Annotated in this window: 14 protein-coding genes and 1 pseudogene; 6 read left to right on the top strand and 9 right to left on the bottom strand. The window is 63.9% G+C overall.

Features of this window, described 5'->3' with window-relative positions; all coding sequences use genetic code 11:
* Positions 1–11 precede the first annotated feature (11 nt).
* Together CLU85_RS13645 and CLU85_RS13640 are read right to left on the bottom strand one after the other, a co-directional pair.
* A complete protein-coding gene (locus tag CLU85_RS13645) occupies positions 12–2,705 on the bottom strand; it encodes a cation-translocating P-type ATPase (RefSeq protein WP_100410727.1) in 2,694 nt (897 codons plus the stop codon).
* A 36-nt stretch (positions 2,706–2,741) separates the two neighbouring features.
* Complete coding sequence (locus CLU85_RS13640) at positions 2,742–4,748, bottom strand: U32 family peptidase (protein ID WP_100410726.1); 2,007 nt, start codon at positions 4,746–4,748, stop codon at positions 2,742–2,744.
* A gap of 184 nt (positions 4,749–4,932) precedes the next feature.
* Here CLU85_RS13640 and CLU85_RS13635 point away from each other — a divergent pair, with 184 nt between their 5' ends.
* From CLU85_RS13635 to CLU85_RS13620, 4 genes are all read left to right on the top strand, one after another.
* Complete coding sequence (locus CLU85_RS13635) at positions 4,933–6,138, top strand: branched-chain amino acid ABC transporter substrate-binding protein (RefSeq protein ID WP_369858217.1); 1,206 nt, start codon at positions 4,933–4,935, stop codon at positions 6,136–6,138.
* Positions 6,139–6,261: 123 nt separating this feature from the next.
* Positions 6,262–6,513: a hypothetical protein gene (locus CLU85_RS13630; protein WP_100410725.1), complete on the top strand. Its 252-nt coding sequence runs from the start codon at positions 6,262–6,264 to the stop codon at positions 6,511–6,513.
* 58 nt (positions 6,514–6,571) lie between these two features.
* The gene (tadA, locus tag CLU85_RS13625) at positions 6,572–7,963 is read left to right on the top strand and encodes a tRNA adenosine(34) deaminase TadA (protein WP_100410724.1); all 1,392 of its coding nucleotides are present in this window, start codon (positions 6,572–6,574) and stop codon (positions 7,961–7,963) included.
* A 77-nt stretch (positions 7,964–8,040) separates the two neighbouring features.
* Positions 8,041–9,024, top strand: coding sequence for an LD-carboxypeptidase (locus tag CLU85_RS13620; RefSeq protein ID WP_100412554.1), 984 nt, complete (start codon positions 8,041–8,043; stop codon positions 9,022–9,024).
* Between the two features lie 296 nt (positions 9,025–9,320).
* Here the strand turns inward: CLU85_RS13620 and CLU85_RS13615 are convergent, their stop codons facing one another.
* Positions 9,321–9,683, bottom strand: a complete 363-nt coding sequence (locus CLU85_RS13615) for a hypothetical protein (RefSeq protein ID WP_100410723.1) — start codon at positions 9,681–9,683, stop codon at positions 9,321–9,323.
* 366 nt (positions 9,684–10,049) lie between these two features.
* Between CLU85_RS13615 and CLU85_RS13610 the strand changes: the two genes are divergently transcribed.
* A complete protein-coding gene (locus CLU85_RS13610; protein WP_198509191.1) occupies positions 10,050–10,979 on the top strand; it encodes an adenylate/guanylate cyclase domain-containing protein in 930 nt (309 codons plus the stop codon).
* A gap of 376 nt (positions 10,980–11,355) precedes the next feature.
* Here CLU85_RS13610 and CLU85_RS13605 read toward each other — a convergent pair whose 3' ends face one another.
* A complete protein-coding gene (locus CLU85_RS13605; protein WP_100410722.1) occupies positions 11,356–11,982 on the bottom strand; it encodes a hypothetical protein in 627 nt (208 codons plus the stop codon).
* Between the two features lie 229 nt (positions 11,983–12,211).
* Between CLU85_RS13605 and CLU85_RS13600 the strand changes: the two genes are divergently transcribed.
* The gene (locus tag CLU85_RS13600; protein ID WP_100410721.1) at positions 12,212–12,940 is read left to right on the top strand and encodes a hypothetical protein; all 729 of its coding nucleotides are present in this window, start codon (positions 12,212–12,214) and stop codon (positions 12,938–12,940) included.
* 104 nt (positions 12,941–13,044) lie between these two features.
* On the opposite strand, the gene CLU85_RS13595 is transcribed toward CLU85_RS13600, so the two are convergent.
* The 5 genes and pseudogenes from CLU85_RS13595 to CLU85_RS13575 form a co-directional block, all read right to left on the bottom strand.
* Positions 13,045–14,319, bottom strand: a complete 1,275-nt coding sequence (locus CLU85_RS13595; protein WP_100410720.1) for an acyl-CoA dehydrogenase family protein — start codon at positions 14,317–14,319, stop codon at positions 13,045–13,047.
* Positions 14,320–14,370: 51 nt separating this feature from the next.
* On the bottom strand, positions 14,371–15,456 hold the full coding sequence (locus tag CLU85_RS13590) for a phosphotransferase (RefSeq protein ID WP_100410719.1): 1,086 nt from the start codon (positions 15,454–15,456) through the stop codon (positions 14,371–14,373).
* Between the two features lie 26 nt (positions 15,457–15,482).
* Positions 15,483–16,202, bottom strand: coding sequence for a Crp/Fnr family transcriptional regulator (locus tag CLU85_RS13585; protein WP_100410718.1), 720 nt, complete (start codon positions 16,200–16,202; stop codon positions 15,483–15,485).
* Between the two features lie 183 nt (positions 16,203–16,385).
* Positions 16,386–17,165 carry an oxepin-CoA hydrolase, alternative type gene (locus tag CLU85_RS13580; RefSeq protein WP_100410717.1) on the bottom strand — a complete coding sequence of 260 codons (780 nt, stop codon included), beginning with the start codon at positions 17,163–17,165 and terminating at the stop codon, positions 16,386–16,388.
* Positions 17,166–17,196: 31 nt separating this feature from the next.
* Positions 17,197–18,719: pseudogene (locus tag CLU85_RS13575) on the bottom strand (3-hydroxyacyl-CoA dehydrogenase).
* Positions 18,720–19,359 lie beyond the last annotated feature (640 nt).

Below are 19,359 nucleotides of genomic sequence, written 5' to 3'. Positions count from 1 at the left end.
CCTGGACTCTTTCAGGCAGCCGGCTCGTCCATGGCGCTGTCGGTGGGCTCTGGGCTGGTGCGCCGCGCGTGCTGGCTGCGGCGCCAGGCCTTCTCGATTTCCACGACCACGAGCACCACCAGCGCGGCACCAATGCACAGCGCCAGCTCGCCCAGGCTCAGCGGCTCGGTGCGGAAGATGGGGTTGAGCCAGGGCACATAGATGGTGGCCATCTGCAGCGCAAAGGTGAGCAGCACGGCGCCCAGCAGCGGGCGGTTGCTCAGCAGGCCCAGGCGCCAGAGGGGTTCGGATTCGGAACGGATGGCGATGACATGCGCCATCTGCGCCAGCGTGAGCACGGTGAACACCATGGTCTGCCAGTGCGCGTGGCCGGTGTGCAGCGCCCAGGCCTGCACCGCCAGGCACAGCCCACCAATGAGCAGGCCCACGCCCAAAATGTGCTGCCACATGCCGTGGGCAAACAGGCTCTCGCGCGGTGCGCGGGGCGGGCGTTGCATGATGCCTCGCTCCGCCGGTTCTGCCGCCAGCGCCAGGCCCGGCAGGCCGTCGGTCACCAGGTTGACCCACAGGATGTGGATGGGCAACAGCGGAATGGGCAAGAGGAGCAGTGGAGCGAGGAAGATGGTCCAGATCTCGCCCGAGTTGCCCGTCATCGCGTAGCGCACAAACTTGCGGATGTTGTCGTAGATGCGGCGGCCTTCGCGCACGGCGGCAACGATGGTGGCGAAGTTGTCGTCCAGCAGCACCAGGCTGGATGCCTCGCGCGCCACGTCGGTGCCGCCCTGGCCCATGGCAATGCCGATGTCGGCGCGCTTGAGGGCGGGTGCGTCGTTCACGCCGTCGCCCGTCATGGCCACGAAGTGGCCCTGGGCCTGCAAGGCTTCTACGATGCGGATTTTTTGCGCCGGGTCCACGCGGGCATACACCTGCACCTGCTCAACGCGGGCTCGCAGCGCGGCATCGTCGAGCGTGGCCAGGTCGGCGCCGGTGAGCACAGGGGCATCGCTACTCTTCACAATGCCCAGGCGGTGTGCAATGGCGCGGGCGGTGGCGGGGTGGTCGCCGGTGATCATCACCGGGGTGATGCCTGCGCTGATGCAGTCGCGCACTGCGGCCTGGGCCTCGGGGCGGGGTGGGTCGATGAGGGCGATCAGGCCTAGCAGCTCCAGCTGGTTTTCCACCGCGTCGATGTCGTTGGTGTCGGGCAGGCGCGCGTGGCTGCGGCGGGCCAGGGCCAGCACGCGCAGGCCCTGGGCGGCGAGTTGCTGGGCGGTGGAGAGGACCTTGGCGGTGTCGAGTGCAGCAGTGCCCTCGGGCGTCCAGTGGGCGGTGCAGCGGGGCAATACCGATTCCGGCGCGCCCTTGGTGTAGGCCATAAAACCGTGGGCATCGCGATGAAACGTGGTCATGCGCTTGCGGTCGGAGTCAAACGGCTGCTCCTGCACGCGGGGGCTGGCGGTGTCGAGCTGGGCCTTGTCCAGGCCCCCTGCGTGGGCGGCCAGCACCAGCGCGGTTTCGGTTGGGTCGCCTTGCCAGTGGGTGCCCGACTGGCCCTCTTCGTTCTGCGCCTGGAGCGTGGCGTCGTTGCACAGCGCGGCGGCGCGCAAGGCCTCGGCGTGGGCCGGGCCGGGCAGGGGGTCGCCAGGCACCCAGCGGACGCCGTGGGCCATCAGCAGCTCGGCGTGCATGCGGTTTTGCGTCAGGGTGCCCGTTTTGTCCGAGCAGATGGTGGTGACCGAGCCCAAGGTCTCCACCGACGGCAGTCGCCGCACCAGCGCATGCACTGCCACCATGCGGCGTGCGCCCAGGGCCAGCAACACTGTGACCACGGCAGGCAGGGCCTCGGGGATGGCTGCCACGGCCAGGCTGATGGCCGTGAGTGCCATGAGCAGAGGCGCTTCGCCGCGCAGCACGCCCACCACAAAAATCACCGCGCAGATGCCCAGCACCGCCAGCGCCAGCCGTTTGCCAAAGGCCGCCAGGCGCAACTGCAGCGGGGTGCTGCGGTCGCCGGTGTCGAGCAGTGTGGCCACCTTGCCCAGCTCGGTGTGCATGCCGGTGGCCACCACCAGCCCACGCGCCCGCCCGTGGGTGGCGGTGGTGCCCTTGAAGGCCATGTTGGTACGGTCGCCCAGTGCGCCCACGTCCTCGGCGGCCAGGGCTTCGGTCTGTTTGGCGACGGTGACGGATTCGCCCGTGAGGGCCGATTCATCCACCTGCAGCTGTGCAATCTCGATCAGCCGCAGGTCTGCCGGGATCTGGTTGCCAGCCTCCAGCAGCACGATATCGCCGGGCACCAGCACCGTGGCGGGCACCACCTGCACGGCACCGCTGCGCAGCACCGTGGCGTGCGCTGCAGCCAGCTGGCGCAGCGCTGCCATGGCCTGGTCGGCGCGCCAGGCCTGCACAAAGCCGATGACGGCGTTGAGCACCACGATGACCAGGATCACCAGCGTGTCGGTGACTTCACCCACCAGCCCTGAGATAACGGCCGCGCCCAGCAGCACCAGCACCATGAAGTCCTTGAACTGGTCGGCCAACAAGCGCCACCAGGGGCGGTCTTGCGATGCGGCCAATTCGTTGGCGCCGTGGGTGGCGCTACGGCGCAGGGCCTCGTCGGCATGCAGGCCTGCGTCAGGGTCGACGCCGTGGGCCTGGGCGACTGCCTCTGGTGGGTGGAGGTGGGGGGCGTTGGAAGGGGGCATGCGGCAGTCGGAAAGAAACGGCCGCACGCCGGTGCGTCAGTGCGCGCTCTGCGGCCGGGCTTTGTAGAAGGTCAGCGGGATGTCTTTGGCCTGGTTCAGCACCTGGCGCTTGATCTTGCCCACCACGTGCATTTCACAGGGCTTGCAGTCAAAGCGCAAGGTCAGCTTCTCCTTGCCATTGATCAACATCAAGGGTTCGGCCTTGATGGTGCCCTGCACGCCCGTCACGCCCTTGGCCTGCTTGGGGCACAGGCTCATCGAAAAGCGCACGCAGTGTTTGGTGATCATGAGGCTGACTTCGCCTTCTTCCTCATGCGCCTCGTAGGCCGCATCGATCACCTTGACGCCGTGGCGCACGTAAAAATCGTGCGCCTTGTGGTTGAACACGTTGCCCAGAAAGCTCAGCGTGTCGTCGGGGTAGGGGGCGGGCGGCTCGACCGGTGTGGCGCGCGGAAGGCGCACAAAGTTGCTTGCGCGCTGGGTTTCCAGGTCGGCCAGCGCGTCGCGCCGCAGCGCGTTGAGCACCGAGGCCGGCACAAACCAGGGCTGCGACAGCGAGAGCGCGATGTCGTGCACTGCAAAGATGGTGGCGCCAAAGCGGCCCAACTGCTCGCGCAGGCTGGCTTCGGCCTTGGCGGCATCGCTGGCGGCCTGGTGGGCGTGCTTCACTGCAGAGCAGCCCACGTTGCCGTCTTCGTCGGTCAGCATCAGGCTGAAGCCCGCAGGGGTTTCGCTCAGGTGCGCCCACAGGCCGATGCGGCGGTCGCTGGACTTTTTCTCCAGCGTGCGCACCCAGTCCATGTCGCGGTTGCGGTTGACCTCGGTGCCCTTGCGCAGGTCCTTGAATCCCTCCATCGGGTCTTTCGGATAGACGCGCCAGTGCCCCACGCTGCGCGCGGACACCGGCTCGGCCACGTTGATGGCCATGCCCACCAGTTCCTTGTGCAGGTCGTAGTAGCACAGGCCGTCGCCGTTGTGCAGCACGGTGGCCGGGTCGCTCACTTCCAGCTCCACGAAGTCGGGGCCGACTTTGGTCACCCAGCCAATGGCCTGGCCGGGGTTCTTGGGGGTGTCGAAGGCGCCGATGTCTTCCTTTCGGCCGGTCACGAAGTAGTCGGTGAACTCGCGGTTGAAATTCTGCAGCGGGTTGGGCGTGAAGGTGAAGCGGGTGCTGCCGCTGGACGAGCGCGACAGTGGGTGGCCCGAGGTTTCGCGTTCTTCCAGAATCTCGTCAATGAGCGTGCGGTAGTGGGCGGTGATGTTCTTCACATAGCCCATGTCCTTGTAGCGCCCTTCGATCTTGAAGCTGCGCACGCCCGCATCAATGAGGGCGCGAAGGTTGTCGCTCTGGTTGTTGTCCTTCATCGAGAGCACATGCTTGTCATGCGCAATGAAGCGGCCCTGCGCGTCAGTCACCTGGTAGGGCAGGCGGCAGGCTTGGCTGCAGTCGCCCCGGTTGGCGCTGCGCCCGGTCTGCGCGTGGCTGATGTTGCACTGGCCGCTGTAGGCCACGCACAGCGCACCGTGGACGAAGAACTCGATGTTGGCGCGGCCGGGGGCATCCACCGGGCCCAGAGCTTTGTGCACGGCTGCGATCTGCTGCACCGTCAACTCGCGCGCCAGCACGATCTGCGACAGGCCTGCGTCCTGCAAAAAGCGCGCCTTCTCGGGCGTGCGTATGTCGGTCTGGGTGCTGGCGTGCAGCTGGATGGGCGGCATGTCGTCGATGGCAAGCAGGCCCATGTCCTGGATGATGAGGGCGTCGGCCCCGGCCTCGTACACCTGCCAGGCCATCTGGCGCGCGGCTTCCAGTTCATCATCGCGCAGGATGGTGTTGAGCGTGATGAAGATGCGGCTGTTGAAGCGGTGCGCGTGCTTGACCAGGCGCTCGATGTCCCGGATGTCGTTGCCCGCACTGGCACGCGCGCCGAACGCGGGGCCGCCGATATAAACGGCATCTGCGCCGTGGTTGATGGCTTCGATGCCAATGTCTGCGTCGCGCGCGGGCGAGAGCAGTTCGAGCTGGTGGGGCAGGAGGGACATGGGGCGTGATTATCCCAGCGCGCACGGCCAGATGGGTAGGGCGCCCCTGAGGTCGTGCACAGGGCAGGGAACTCCCCGGGGCTCCATTAGCCACGTTAATGCTTGAGCAAATTGCTAAGTTTGCTTAGCGATTGGCGGTTGTGGGCGGGGAGGGTGGCTACGATGCGGGGCTTCGCTGCGCCCCATGTTGGTGCGGCGGGGTCTGCTTTTTTCGATTCTGGAGACATTCACCGTGCTGCGTTCCTCTTCTTCGCCCTTTTTCTCGCTTTCCGCGCTGGCCACCCTGGTGGCCTGTTCGCTGGCCTCGGCTGGCGCTGTCGCCCAGGATGTGCAGACCGTCAAGATCGCCCACGCTGGCCCTGTGTCTGGCGGCATTGCCCACATCGGCAAGGACACTGAAAACGGTGTGCGATTGGCCATTGACGATCTCAACGCCCAGAACCTCGTGATCGGTGGCAAGAAGATCAAGTTCGAAATTGCGGCGGAAGACGACGCGGGCGACCCACGCCAGGCCACCGCTGTGGCGCAAAAACTGTGCGACCAGAAGGTGGCGGGCGTGGTCGGCCATCTGCAGTCGGGTACCTCCATCCCGGCCTCGTCGGTGTACGACAAGTGCGGCCTGCCGCACATCACGGCATCGGCCTCCAACCCCGATCTGACCAAGCCCGGCTACAAGACGTCCTTCCGCCTGATTGCCAACGACAACGCCCTGGGCGCTGCGTTGGCGCTGTTTGGTGCCGACCACCTCAAGCTCAAGTCGGTGGCCATCATTGACGACCGCACGGCCTACGGCCAAGGTGTTGCGTCCGTCTTCAAGGCCACTGCGCTGCAGAAGGGCCTGAAGGTGGTGGGTGAGGAGTTCACCAACGACAAGGCCACTGATTTCATGGCCATCCTCACGGCCATCAAGAACAAGAAGCCGGACGCGATTTTCTACGGCGGCCTGGATGCGCAGGCGGGCCCCATGCTGCGCCAGATGGAGCAACTGGGCCTGGGCAACGTGAAGTTCTTCGGTGGCGATGCGCTGTGTACCGAGAAGCTGCCTGAACTGTCGGGCAAGACCCCGGCCTTGAAGAACGTGACCTGCGCCACCGGCGGCGCGTCGGTGGACAAGATGCAGGGCGGTGCAGAGTGGAAGAAGCGCTACGACGCCAAGTTCCCCGGCCAGTTCCAGATCTACAGCCCCTACGCGTACGACGCCGCCATGGTGCTGGCCGACGCGATGAAGCGTGCCAACTCGGTGGACCCCAAGGTGTTTGCCGCTTTCATTGCGAAGGCCGAGTACAAGGGCGTGACCGCCAACATCGCTTTCACGGCCAAGGGTGAACTGACCACGCCCGCCGTGACGCTCTACACCTTCAAGGACGGCAGCCGCGTGGCATTGAACTGACGCTGTCTGCCTTCCCGGCAGATGCCAAAGGCCGCTGCGTGCGGCCTTTTTTGCGCCCTGCGTTTGGCTTTACAGTCAGGCCGGTAGCAAGCGGGCCGCCTGAGCCCGACAAGGAGCAAGGCTATGCGTGCACTATTTGGAGTGGTCGGGCTGGTGGTGGCGCTGGCCATCGTGGGCTTGGTGGCCAAGAAGCAATTGTCTGCCACACGCACCACGGTGCCCGCTTTGCAGACTGCGACAGGTGTTGGGACCCCGGCCTCGGCACCCACGGGCACGGTGCGCGAACAAAGTCAGCAGGTGCAGCAACAGGTCAAGCAGCAGATGGAAGGCTTGATGCAGCAGGCACGGCCGATGCCCGAGGATGCTGCAAAGTAAGTGAAAGTGACTGCTGGCGCTTGTTCTCATTGCGCTAGCAGCTATTGATTTAATAGCTATGACCCCAGACAACGATGCACACTGGATGCGCCTGGCACTGGCTGAGGCGCTGGAGGCTGCACGCGCTGGCGAGGTGCCCGTGGGCGCCATTGTGGTCAAGGACGGCGAGGTTGTTGCCTCGGGCCGCAATGCCCCCGTGGAAGGGCACGACCCCACGGCCCATGCCGAGATCGTGGCCCTGCGTGGCGCCGCGCAGAGGCTGGGCAACTACCGGCTCGATGGTTGCAGCCTGTACGTCACGCTGGAGCCCTGTGCCATGTGCAGTGGTGCCATGCTGCATGCCCGGCTCGCGCGTGTGGTCTATGGCGCGGGGGACCCCAAGACGGGGGCTGCTGGCTCGGTGCTCAACCTGTTCGGCCATACCGAGTTGAACCACCAGACCGAGGTGCAAGGCGGGGTGCTGGCTGAAGAATGTGGCGGCCTGCTCAGCGGCTTCTTCCGCGAGCGCCGCCAGCAGCAGCGCTCCGAAGCGCTGGCTCGCCACCCCCTGCGTGACGATGCGCTGCGCACGCCCGAGGCCGCGTTTGCCCAACTGCCTGCCTATCCCTGGGCCCCCCACTACGTGAGCGATTTGCCCAGCCTGGCCGGGCTGCGTTTGCACTATCTGGATGAAGGCCCCCGCGACGCGCGCCGCACCTGGCTGTGCCTGCATGGCAATCCTGCCTGGAGCTATCTGTATCGGCGCATGTTGCCCACGTTTTTGGCGGCAGGCGACCGTGTGGTGGCGCCGGATCTGATCGGTTTTGGCAAAAGCGATAAGCCCAAGAAAGAGGGCCTGCACCAGTTTGATTGGCACCGGCAGGTGCTGTTGGAGTTGATCGCACGGCTGGACTTGCGAACCACCGTGTTGGTGGTACAGGACTGGGGGGGGATTCTGGGCTTGACCTTGCCCATGGCGATGCCGGATCGCTTTGACGGCTTGCTGGTGATGAACACACTGTTGGCCACGGGCGATGCGCCGCTGCCTGCCGGCTTTGTCGATTGGCGTGCGATGTGCCGCGACAAACCTTTGTACGGCGTGGGCCGCCTGCTGGCGCGTGGCAACCCGCAACTGACGGACGCCGAATGTGCCGCCTACGACGCTCCGTTCCCTGATCGCGGCTATCGGGCGGCGTTGCGGGCTTTTCCCGAGCGTGTGCCCACCACCATCGATGACCCCGGTGCCGCTTTGTCGCGCGAGGCCCGCCAGTTCTGGCAACAGCGGTGGCAGGGCCGCAGCCTGATGGTGGTGGGGGCTCAAGACCCGGTGCTGGGTTTGCCCGTAATGCGGGTGTTGCAGCAGCTCATCCACGGCTGCCCTGAGCCCGTAGTGCTGCCGCAGGCGGGCCACTTTGTGCAGGAGCATGGCGAAGCCATTGCCGCACAGGCTGTGGAATACTTCGCGCATTGACATCCGGCCTGGTGCTTCCGCCTCCAGCGTCGGTCATCCCCCTGTTTATGGAGCAGGCCCCGGTGGGCCTGAGCGCTTTGCACGACCATCACCACGACCACTCACATTGCGACCATGACCACGGTCCCAAGCGCATCTACATCTACTCGCCCTCCAGCGCCGTGCGTGACAAGGTCGCCTTCAAGCGCGGCATTGCCAGGCTCAAGGCCCTGGGCCATGAGGTGGAAGTGGACGAAGACGCGCTGGCCACACACACCCGCTTTGCGGGCGACGATGCCACGCGTTTGGCCGCCATTCACCGCGCTGCTGCCAGTGGCGCCGATGTGGCGCTGATCTCGCGCGGCGGCTATGGGCTCACGCGCATCTTGCCGGGTATCCGCTACAAGGCCGTGGCCAAGGCCATCGAAAAGGGCATGCACTTTGTCGGCGTGAGCGACTTCACCGCCTTTCAGCTGGCCATGCTGGCCAAAACGGGTGCGACCACCTGGGCGGGGCCGTCACTGGGGGCGGACTTTGGTGTGGCGGGCGAGCCCGATGACATCATGGAAGCCTGCTTTGACGACCTGCTGACCGGCCACGGCGAAGGTACGGGCTGGCGCATGCACAAGGAAAAGCCCCATGCCACCACGGGCAAGCCCGCCGTGCCCAATGTCTATGTGAAAAGCGCCACGCTGTGGGGCGGCAACCTGGCGGTGCTGGCCTCGCTGGTGGGAACGCCGTATTTCCCGCAGGTCAAAGGCGGGGTGCTGTTTGTGGAGGATGTGCACGAGCACCCGTACCGCATCGAGCGCATGCTGACCCAATTGCTGCACGCGGGCGTGCTGGCCCAGCAAAAGGCCGTGGTGCTGGGGCAGTTCACCCACTTCAAGCTGGCACCGCATGACAAGGGCTACAAGCTGCAGTCGGTGGTGGACTGGCTGCGTACCCAGATCAAGGCGCCGGTGCTGACGAACCTGCCGTTTGGCCATGTGGAGACCAAGGTGCTGCTGCCAGTCGGCGCAACGGTGTCGCTGTCGGTGGAAGAGCGCGATGCGCTGATTTACTGGGGCCACCAGCACTGACAGACATCTCGGTCGAGATGTTGGCGGGCGCGGGCAGTAGTAGCGGGTCAGGCTTGGGTAGACGCCGCAGCACCTTCACGCGCTGGTTCACCGCCCGCTTCGGCCAGGCACGCGAAGCACGGCGGAACCAGCACAGCGGGCTTGGCAGGCAACAGCTTGACCAGGGTGTTGTTGCTGGTGGGCGCAGCAGTGTCGTTGTCGGGGAAGGAGTGCGATCAGCTGATCTGCCGGAGACACTCCAGCGCAGAGTGCCCGGTGATCCCCGTGGCCTGCATTGCAGGCATTGCCCGGTAGGCCTAGAACGGCCGGGCGTGGGGTGATGGGGGTATTTGTGGCGCGCGCAGGGACCGGGGCAACTGTCCCTGGAACAACAGGGTGACCTGGTCCAGCACCGTCTGCGCAACGGCCTGTCCGCGCAAGGACAACAGGGTGGCAAACAGGTCGGTGCGCAGATACCAGAGAGCCTCAATGTCCCCTGCATAGCGCAAGCGCATGCTCATGCGTGCGACTTCGCAACCCGTCAGGCCCATCAGACCCTGCAGCATCGCCCGGCGCACGTCTTCCAGACCCTGGTCGCGCACCCATGCCGTCGAAGATGGCTTGTCACGGCCCAGCAGGTCGTGCAGGTTGTTGCGAAGATTAGGCTTGTTCCAGCGCATGGGTGGATCGGCAAACGATTTGTGTAACAGGGTCGATCAAAGTAAGCGGGCGCGAGGATTGACGCAAGGGTGGTGCTCCTGTTTTTGTATAAAGACAACACGCGGGGAGTGTTTGTTGCGAATTTTTACGTGTTATGAGTGCTTCTTTGGGGACCACCCTGCGTGGTCTGCGATGGGCGTAGACCCTCGGATTTCCTTGTTCCGCCGTTCTGTGAGCGGCTAAAAAAACGGGGAATGTGGCAGTGCACTTGTTGCAGATGAGCCGACCAAGCCCTTCAGTCAAGGATTGTTGACGCTTTGAAGAGTGCGTCTTCATTCGGCTTGCACTAAACTGATTCACATGATGTTACTGATAGGCCGTCGTTCATGAGTGTGTTATCCACGGTGGTCTTCGCAGATATCTCCGGCAGCACCTCTTTGTATGAAACGCTGGGCAACGAGCGGGCCACGGAGGCCGTGACGCAGATGACCCAGTGGATTGGCGACACCATCGAAACCCACGGGGGGAGGCTGGTCAAGAAGCTGGGTGACGGCGTGCTGTGCATTTTTGGCGATGCCGCCGGCGCCGTATCAGCGACAAGCGCCATGCTCCGTCAGCACAAGCTGCGACTGGATCGCTGGCCGCAACCGCTGCGCATGGACATTCGTGTGGGTGTGGCCAGTGGCGAGGTCGTGGATGTGGATGGCGACTGCTATGGCGATGCCGTCAACGTGGCGTCTCGCCTGTGCGAGCGGGCCGGGCCTGCTGAGATATGGGCCACGGAGACCACTGTGCTGCTGGCGGGGGCTGCGGCTGATGTCTGGTACCGCAAGCTAGGCATGATGGAAATTCGTGGGAAAGCAGAGTTGCTCATGCTGTACCAGGTGGAGTGGCGTGAGAACGAGGAGCCTGACTCTCTCACCATGCAGGCCGCACTGGTCAGCAGTTTTGCGCCAGTGGACTCCATCCTCGGGCAGATTCAGTTTTCGTGGCATGGTGTTGACATGTCCTTCACTTCGTCGGATGCGCCTGTTCATGTGGGGCGCGCAACCCATGCGCAACTGTGCATCAATGACCCACGGGTCTCCCGTTTGCATGCACGCATCGACTGGCGCAACAGCGGTTTTGTGCTCACTGACATGAGCAGCTTCGGAACCTGGGTGCGATTTGATGGAAGCGAATCGCCGGTGCGGCTGCGTCGCGACGCATGCATCCTGCATGGCACGGGGCAGATCGCGCTGGGCGTTCCTTTTTCTGAGTCCAGTGCGCCGGTGATGAATTTTCACGTGGCTGGCGCCAGCGTGCACCTGGGCTGATGTGTTGGTGGGCAGGCGTGCTGCAATAGTGCCCGATACCTTGTCAGTGTTGCCTGAGAGCCTTGATGCAACCCCCTGGCAATGGCCCAGCAGACAACGATAGGAGGCCACCCCGCCACCGCGATATGAGTGCCATTTGGGCTGAGACGGGCTACCGGGCCCTGCAGCGCCAGCCCCCCGCTGGGTGCATGGACTGACACTGCCCCCGCAACCGCCACGCAGCGATGGGGCCCGTAAGGAGCATCATGGGATTTGTCCCTCTGATTCTGGCCCCGGGGCTACGCGCGACTGGCAGGCGGTGCACCAGACACTGATTGTGGTGTGCTGCCATCGTTGCTTGGTGCGAGAAATTTTGATGGAAATGGCTTCCAGCGCTTTAAGGATAAGTGCTGGCAGCTTCGAAAATAGTAGCAAAATCCTCCGTGTCTGGCAGCACATACACCACACCGGGTGACTGTCCAAACAACGGGGCGATGAACTGGTTGTAGAACCCTTCGGGCGCGTTCACGCAACCGTAGCTGATGCGTTTGTCACCTACTCCCTGGCTGCGCAGGCGTTGGTGTCGGCGTTCTGAGGCCCGCACACTGCGCACCCGGTGCAGTGACACGGCCGATTCGTAGTCGATCCACACGATGTCTTCGCCCCGCAGATTGCGACCGGGTTCCGTGACGAACCGGCCAGCAGGCGTGGTGCGCTCCTCCGGGCGAATCTGCGACAGCGGCCGCTGCCCAATGTCGGGCGCAGACCTGTCGCCCAGCGCCGCGCCCAGCAGCACCGGCGAGCTGCCCAGCCATTGCCCCTGGGCTGAGAACACATGGATACGGGCTGCAGGCTTGTCGATCACGGCAAAAGGCAGGCCCTGGTGGTCGCCGTTTTCGGTGGCCCAGCGTACCAGCTGGCGGGCCGTGGCCGAGGCGTCCTTGGGGGGCTCCACAGCGGCCGTAGGCATGGTCGCCAATGCGCAAGCGGCAGCCACGGCGGCAAAGACATAACGGCGGTTCATGAGCAAAAAAGCATGCTATCTATCCAAAACGCCGTGCACTGCGCACAGCCGTTGAAACCGGCGCGGCCCCAGGCCAGTGCACCCGTGGATCTGGCTTCGCCAGTCCACCGGGTGCGTCTCCCTCAGTGGAAGGCGCCACCAAGCGACTCAGGGGGCTTTCTATACGAGGCAATGCCCTCAATAATGCCTGCATCCGTGACTTCCGCGAAGCGCACTGCTTCGAACCGCCATGTTTGATCGCCTCCGCAAAGCACTCAGTCCGTCGGGCGGCTCGTCTTCGACCCGGCCCGTGTCCAACCAGGAGGTGGTCCGTTGGGCTGCTACCCAGCGTCTGGCAATCGTGCCGCAGGCGGTGGAGGGGCATTTCGACCTGGGTGGGGATCTGAATGGTCACCCTTGGCGGTTGGAGTGCGGAAACCCCACGCGGGACTATGTGCACGGCCTGGAGTTGCGAGGCCGCGCGGATGTGGGCGCCGACCCCGATGCCGCAGTCATGGTGCTCAACCGGCCGTTGCAAGAGGCGCTGGAGGGCAATGCCTACAACGCGATCACGGACACCTTGCAGACCACGGTGAATGCCAGCCTGCCCGAAGAGATGCGCTGGCTGGCGATGTATGAAGAGGTTGCCTGGCCAGGTTTGCCCGCATCGTTCCGGCAGCACTTTGCGGTAGTGGCTGAGCGCATCGAAACCGCCCAGCGCTGGATTCATGCCCCGTTGGTGTCTCAGTTGCTCAATATCGTGGAAGGCGAGGGTGGCGCAGAGCGGGCGCAATCTCCCCTGCTTTTGATGCTGGTGCGTGGCAAGGTCTATTTGCGCATGGCACATGCCCAGCGTAGCCTGTCCGAAATCGCCCAGGCCACGCAGTTACTGCTGGCGGCGGCCCAGGGAGCCTTGCAGAACCTGCCTCCTGTACCACCGGCCGTGTCGGCCAGCGATACGCTGGAGCCGTCGCCATAGACCGCAGGCGAAGGAGGCAAGCTGTGGAGCCGGCGAAATGAATGGCGCGAAAGGCGCTGGCAAGCGAACGCTGGCAAGCGAGCCAGCGCATCCTTTAGACTAGATCAGCCGCCGCGTGTGACCGGCACTGCCGCATCGCGACCATAGGTGCCGTACTTGCCCAACTCCCACTTGGCAATGGCGTTGCGGTGCACTTCGTCAGGGCCGTCGGCAAACCGCAGGGTGCGGGCTTGCGCATAGGCGTAGGCCAGCGGGAAATCATCACACATGCCACCGCCGCCATGCGCCTGCATGGCCCAGTCGATGACTTGGCAGGCCATGCTGGGAGCCACCACCTTGATCATGGCGATTTCGGACTTGGCGACTTTGTTGCCAGCCACGTCCATCAGCCAGGCCGCCTTGAGCGTGAGCAGGCGGGCCATGTCGATCTTGCAACGCGCTTCGGCGATGCGCTCTTGTGTCACAGTCTGCTGGGCCACGGTCTTGCCGAAGGCTGTGCGCGACGAGGCGCGTTTGCACATCAGTTCCAGTGCGCGCTCGGCCAAGCCAATCAAGCGCATACAGTGGTGAATGCGTCCGGGGCCAAGGCGCCCTTGGGCGATCTCGAAGCCACGACCTTCGCCGAGCAGGATGTTGGACACGGGCACGCGCACGTTATCGAACGTCATCTCCACATGGCCGTGGGGCGCATCGTCATAGCCCAGCACGTTCAGAGGACGGACGATGGTGATGCCCTTGGCGTCTGCGGGCACCAGCACCATGCTTTGCTGGGAGTGGCGGGGCGCCTCAGGGTCGGTTTTGCCCATGGTCACAAACACGGCACAGCGGGGATCGGCCGCGCCGGATATCCACCACTTGCGGCCGTTGATGACGTATTCGTCTCCCTGGCGTTCGATGCGCGTGGCGATGTTGGTGGCATCGCTCGATGCCACCTCGGGTTCCGTCATGGCAAAGGCCGAGCGGATCTTGCCTTCCAGCAGGGGCTTGAGCCAGCGCGCCTTGTTGGCATCGTCGCCATAGCGGGCGATGGTTTCCATGTTGCCCGTATCGGGTGCCGAGCAGTTGAAGACTTCGCTCGCCCATGGCACGCGGCCCATGATTTCGGCCAGCGGCGCGTATTCCTGGTTGGTCAGGCCTGCTCCGGCATAGCCCGATGCAGCAGCGCTGTCGACGGGCAGGAACAGGTTCCACAGGCCTGCGGCCTGGGCTTTTGGTTTGAGATTTTCGATGGTGGTAAGTGCCGACCAGCGCTTGCCCGCTGCCGTGTTGGCGGCCAACTCTGTGGAGTAGGCGGCTTCTGCGGGGTAGATGTAGTCGTCCATGAACTGGAGCAGTCTTGCCTGCAGTTCCTTGGTCTTGGGGGAGTAATCAAAGTCCATGGGGGTCTCCGTCAAAAAATCTCGGGTGCGGGGCGCTGCGAGCGGCGCAGGTCAACCGCGCTGCGCAAACGACCAAGCGAGCTGGGCCATGGGCCGTGCGGTATCGCCAGAGGCCTTGGCCTGCGCGCTGGAAGCCGTGCCGGCCTCCACGCGCTTGGCAATGCCTTGCAGAATGGCCGCAATGCGGAACATGTTGTAGGCCAGGTAAAAGTTCCAGTCCGCACGCAGCGACTCTGGGGTGGCGATGCCGGTGCGCTCGCAGTACAGGCGGATGTAGCTCTCCTCGCTGGGGATGCCCAATGCGGCAAGGTCCTGACCTGCGATACCACGGCCCATCGCGGCGGGGATGTGCCAGCTCATGCAGTGGTAGCTGAAATCCGCCAGCGGATGGCCCAGTGTGGACAGCTCCCAGTCGAGCACGGCAATCACACGGGGCTCGGTGGGGTGGAACATCAGGTTGTCGAGCCGGTAGTCGCCATGCACGATGGACACTTGGCTCTCGTCACGTGCACTCGCAGGCATGTGGGCCGGCAGCCATTCCATGAGCTTGTCCATCTCAGGGATGGGCTGCGTGACGGAGGCCACGTACTGCTTGCTCCAGCGGCCTATCTGGCGGTCAAAGTAGTTGCCTGGCTTGCCGTAGTTGGCCAACCCTCGGTCGGCAAACTTCACGGTGTGCAGCGCGGCAATCACGCGGTTCATCTCGTTGTAGATGTCGCCACGCTCTGTGGGTGTCATGCCAGGCAGCGACTGGTCCCACAACACGCGGCCCTGCATGCACTCCATCACGTAAAAGGCGCGGCCAATCACCGCTTCATCCTCGCACAACACAAACATGCGGGGCACGGGCACGTCGGTGCCGTACAGGCCACTCATCACCGCAAATTCGCGCTCGATGGCGTGAGCCGATGGTAACAATTTAGCCACCGGGCCAGGCTTGGCCCGCATCACATAGCTGGCACCGGGGGTGATGAGTTTGTAGGTGGGGTTGGACTGCCCGCCCTTGAACATCTCCACGGTCACCGGGCCCGCAAAGCTCTCCATGTTCTTGGTGAGCCACGCAGTCAGTGTTTCGATATCAAAAGCGTGCTGATCGGAAACGGGGCGGGTGCCGACGAAATGGTCAAAGTTGCTCATGGAGGGATGAAGAAAGGTTCGGTCTGTCAGTTGTCTGTTTCAGCGATGCGCATGAGCGCTTCACGATCGCGCACCACGAGGCCGCCCGGTTCGATGCGTATGGCGTCCTCCCGCTCCATCGCCTTGAGTTCCTGGTTCACCCGTTGGCGCGACGCGCCCAGCAACTGCGCCAGTTCTTCCTGCGCAAGTTGCAGGCCGATGCGCATCTCGCTGCCATCTGACAGGCTGGGAATGCCATAGCTGCGCACCAGGTGGACGAGCTGCTTGGCCAGCCGAGCGCGCAGAGGCAGGGTGTTGAGGTCTTCCACCAGGCCATAAAGCTGGCGGATGCGCCGCGCATGCAGGCGCAGCATGGCTTCGTAGAACTCGGTGTGCGCCGCAAGGATTTTCTTGAAGTCGGCTTTGGCCACACACAGGATCGTGGTGTCTCCATGTGCATACGCATCGTGTGTGCGCCGGTCCCCGTCGAAGATCGCCACGTCGCCGAACCAGATGCCTGGCTCCACGTAGGTCAGCGTGATCTGTTTGCCCGAGATGGATGTGGAACTGACCCGCACTGCACCGCGCGCGCAGGCAATCCATTCCTCGGGCGGGTCGCCGCGTGCGGCAATGAGGCCGCCGTCCTTGAAGCGTTTGACGTATGCACATCGGAGGATGTCGTGGCGTAGCGAAGGTGAAAGGGATGAAAACCAGCGACCTGAGTTGATCGCTTCACGTTCTTCGATGGTAAGAATCGGGTCGTCCATGGCCTGTCTTTTGCGTGACTAGAAACAGCCCCATTGTCGCGTCAGGGACCGGCGAGATGCGTCAGGGTTGTCACCTGCGTGTCTGTGCGTATGCCAAAAGAAAACCCCCGGCGCTGTGTGGCAGCGTGCTGGGGGCGATGTGTGGTTGACGGGTGGGCGTTGTCGGGCACCCGCTGTTTTGTGCTATTCGTAGCGCGGCACACGTTTTTCGAGGAATGCCGAGATGCCTGCGCCACCGTTGGCGTGGTGCAGGTTCTTTACGAAGTGGTCACGCTCCTGGTCCAGGTGGTGCGTCAGCTGGGCGTGGGGTGCTTCGTTCAGCAGCTCTTTGATGCTGGCCAGTGCATTCGGCGCGCGCGCATTGAGCTGTTCGGCCAGCGCCAGGGCTGTATCGAGTGCGCTGCCTGCTTCGGCAATGCGGTTGATGACACCGAGTGCGTGCAGGCGCTCCGTGCCGATGCGGTCACCGCACATGAGGATTTCGGTGGCGATCTGGCGGGGCAGGGCGTGCGAGAGGCTCCAGCTGGCGCCGCCATCGGGTGACAGCGCCACATTGCTGTAGGCCATTACAAATACGGCGTTTCGGGCGGCCACGATGAAGTCACAGGCCAGCGCCAGCGAAAAGCCGGCGCCCGCCGCTGCGCCTTCCACCGCCGCAATGATCGGCTTGGGGTAGGTGCGGATGGTCTCTATCCAGTTGTGCAGGCCTTCAATGCTCTGGGCCTGCACCTCGGGCGGCTGCTGTCGGTTGGCGAGCAGCCGCTGCAGGTTGCCACCCGAGCAGAACATGCCGTCGGCACCGGTGATGACCACGCTGCGGATGTCGGGGCTTCTTTCTGCCACGCCCAGCGCCTCCACGCCTGCTGCGTACATCACCGGGTCGATGGCGTTGCGCCGCTCCGGGTTGCGAAGGGTCAGGATCAGGGTTTGGCCCTGGCTGGTGCTTTGTAGTTCTGCGGGCATGGGTGCTCAGGTTTGGCGGCAGGGCTGTGGGTTAGTCTTCTTCGACGTGTGAGAGGCTCAGTCCGATGGCGCCGCGCCGGCGCAGCCAGGGGCTGGGCCGGTAGCGGGTGTCGCCGTACACCGTCTGCATGTTGAACAACACTTCAAGAATATTGGTGGGCCCCCAGCGATCGCCCATGGCCAATGGGCCCAACGGGTAACCCAGACCCAGGGTCACAGCGGTTTCCAGGTCCTTGGGTGAGCAGATGCCCTGCTGGCAGATATCTGCCGCAATGTTGACGATGGTGGCCACCACACGCTGCGTGACAAATCCACCGCTGTCGCGAATTACGCTCACAGCCTTACCGTCGCGTGCAAACAGCGCATGCGCAGCGTTGCGGATGTCCACGCGCGTCGCCGGGTTGGTGGCCAGCACACGGCGCTTGGTGGCAGCATCGTCGATCAGCATGTCGATGCCGATGGTGCGGGCCGGGTCCAGCCGTTCGACCACGGCGACCGTGGTCACGTCAAAGCCCAGGGGAGCCACCAGCGTGATGGCGTGGGGCGAGGGCGATGTCCCTGTTTCGATGGTGGCACCCAGGTCTTTGAGCAACTGGTACAGCTCGGCGCGCCGTGCCGCTCGGGGGGATACCCACACGGGGGGAATGTCGTTGACCACGGGGGCCGGGGTTTCGGCGCGCATCTGTGCCACGCCATCTATGTAGCGGTAGAAGCCTTCACCCACCTTCTTGCCCACGATGCCCCCGGCCAGGCGTTGCGCGGTGATCACACTGGGGCGAAAGCGGGGTTCGTCGTAATACTGGCGGTAGATGGATTCCATGACGGGGTGCGACACATCCAGTGCCGTGAGGTCCATCAGCTCGAAGGGCCCAAGCTTGAAGCCCACCTGGTCGCGCAAGATGCGGTCGATGGTGGCGAAATCGGCCACGCCCTCACCGACGATGCGCAAGGCTTCTGTTCCAAAACCGCGCCCCGCATGGTTGACGATGAAACCTGGCGTGTCTTGCGCCTGCACGGGGGTGTGCCCCATTTCCCGGGCATAGGTTGCCAGCGCTGTGCAAATGGCCGGGTCTGTCTTCAGACCTGCAATCACCTCCACCACTTTCATGAGGGGGACAGGGTTGAAGAAGTGAAAGCCTGCGAGACGATCAGGGCGCTTGAGTGCTGCCCCACTGATGTGACCGACAAGGAGGAGGTGTTGGTGGCCAGGATGGCATCGCTGCGAACCACGGCTTCCAGCTCCACAAACAGGGCTTGTTTGGCGTCCAGGCGTTCGACGATGGCTTCGATCACCAGGTCACAGGTGGCCAGGTCGGCCACGCTCTTCACCGGGTGCAGCCGGGCTGCCAATGTGTTGGCTTGTTCTGCCTCAATGCGGCCTTTGGCAACCAGTTTGCTCCATTGCTCCTGGAGCGCTGCCTTGGCGGTATCCGCAGCGCCGGGGTTCGCATCAAGCAAGAAAACTTGGCTGCCAGCCTGTGCCGCGATCTGTGCGATGCCTCGGCCCATGGCGCCGGTGCCCACAATGGCTATGTTGGGAAACTGAATTTTCATAGCGTCATTATGGCTGTGGCCTTATCTTGGACTTATGTGCAAGAATCCTTCGGACCAGAAACAGAAATTATTGTGAAAATCCGTAACACTTTTTTTGGGCCAGGGCTGTGGGTGTTTGCAGCCGGTGCCTCGGCGCTGTCCTTGGGTGGTGGCAGTGGCACGGTTGTGTTGGGGGCTCCCGTTGATCTGGCGTTTGAATTGCAACCTGATCCCGGGACTGATGTCGCATCGTCCTGTGTCACCGCCAAATTGTTGGCAGGCGATAACGCCGTGGGTGAGAGCAAGGTGCGCGTCATCCCCTTGCCCGAGGTGCGCGGTCGTCCCTCGGGGGTTCGAGTTCTGGCATCGATTTCGCTCGACGAACCGGTATTGACGGTCACGTTGTCAGCCGGGTGTGTGGGTAGAACAACACGCACTTACACCTTTCTTTCCGATCTCCCCACGACCGTGACTCGGTCTGCCTCGGCATTGCCCGTTGATCAGTCGCGCCTGCCATTGGCGTCGGGTGCGACGTCGGAGTCATCGCGATCACCCGCGAAGAGCGTAGATAGTCGTCCTTCGCTGCCGTCGGCCTCACGCGAAAATCCGTCCCTCCAGAACCCGCCCGCGCGAGCCCCTGCGGCGGCGCGTCCTGCTCCCA

The organism is Acidovorax sp. 69, assembly GCF_002797445.1.
In the GTDB taxonomy this organism is placed as follows: domain Bacteria; phylum Pseudomonadota; class Gammaproteobacteria; order Burkholderiales; family Burkholderiaceae_C; genus Acidovorax.
The sequence above is the reverse complement of the archived record's forward strand: the minus strand, read 5'-3'. Positions and strand labels throughout refer to the sequence as shown.

Coding starts and splice junctions, on each gene's coding strand:
- CLU85_RS13615 (WP_100410723.1), bottom strand. CDS start 9,683: ATGCGCTGGAACAAGCCTAATCTTCGCAACAACCTGCACGACCTGCTG.
- CLU85_RS13595 (WP_100410720.1), bottom strand. CDS start 14,319: ATGGACTTTGATTACTCCCCCAAGACCAAGGAACTGCAGGCAAGACTG.
- CLU85_RS13590 (WP_100410719.1), bottom strand. CDS start 15,456: ATGAGCAACTTTGACCATTTCGTCGGCACCCGCCCCGTTTCCGATCAG.
- CLU85_RS13630 (WP_100410725.1), top strand. CDS start 6,262: ATGCGTGCACTATTTGGAGTGGTCGGGCTGGTGGTGGCGCTGGCCATC.
- CLU85_RS13635 (WP_369858217.1), top strand. CDS start 4,933: ATGTTGGTGCGGCGGGGTCTGCTTTTTTCGATTCTGGAGACATTCACC.
- CLU85_RS13600 (WP_100410721.1), top strand. CDS start 12,212: ATGTTTGATCGCCTCCGCAAAGCACTCAGTCCGTCGGGCGGCTCGTCT.
- CLU85_RS13580 (WP_100410717.1), bottom strand. CDS start 17,165: ATGCCCGCAGAACTACAAAGCACCAGCCAGGGCCAAACCCTGATCCTG.
- CLU85_RS13610 (WP_198509191.1), top strand. CDS start 10,050: ATGAGTGTGTTATCCACGGTGGTCTTCGCAGATATCTCCGGCAGCACC.
- tadA (WP_100410724.1), top strand. CDS start 6,572: ATGACCCCAGACAACGATGCACACTGGATGCGCCTGGCACTGGCTGAG.
- CLU85_RS13585 (WP_100410718.1), bottom strand. CDS start 16,202: ATGGACGACCCGATTCTTACCATCGAAGAACGTGAAGCGATCAACTCA.
- CLU85_RS13645 (WP_100410727.1), bottom strand. CDS start 2,705: ATGCCCCCTTCCAACGCCCCCCACCTCCACCCACCAGAGGCAGTCGCC.
- CLU85_RS13605 (WP_100410722.1), bottom strand. CDS start 11,982: ATGAACCGCCGTTATGTCTTTGCCGCCGTGGCTGCCGCTTGCGCATTG.
- CLU85_RS13640 (WP_100410726.1), bottom strand. CDS start 4,748: ATGTCCCTCCTGCCCCACCAGCTCGAACTGCTCTCGCCCGCGCGCGAC.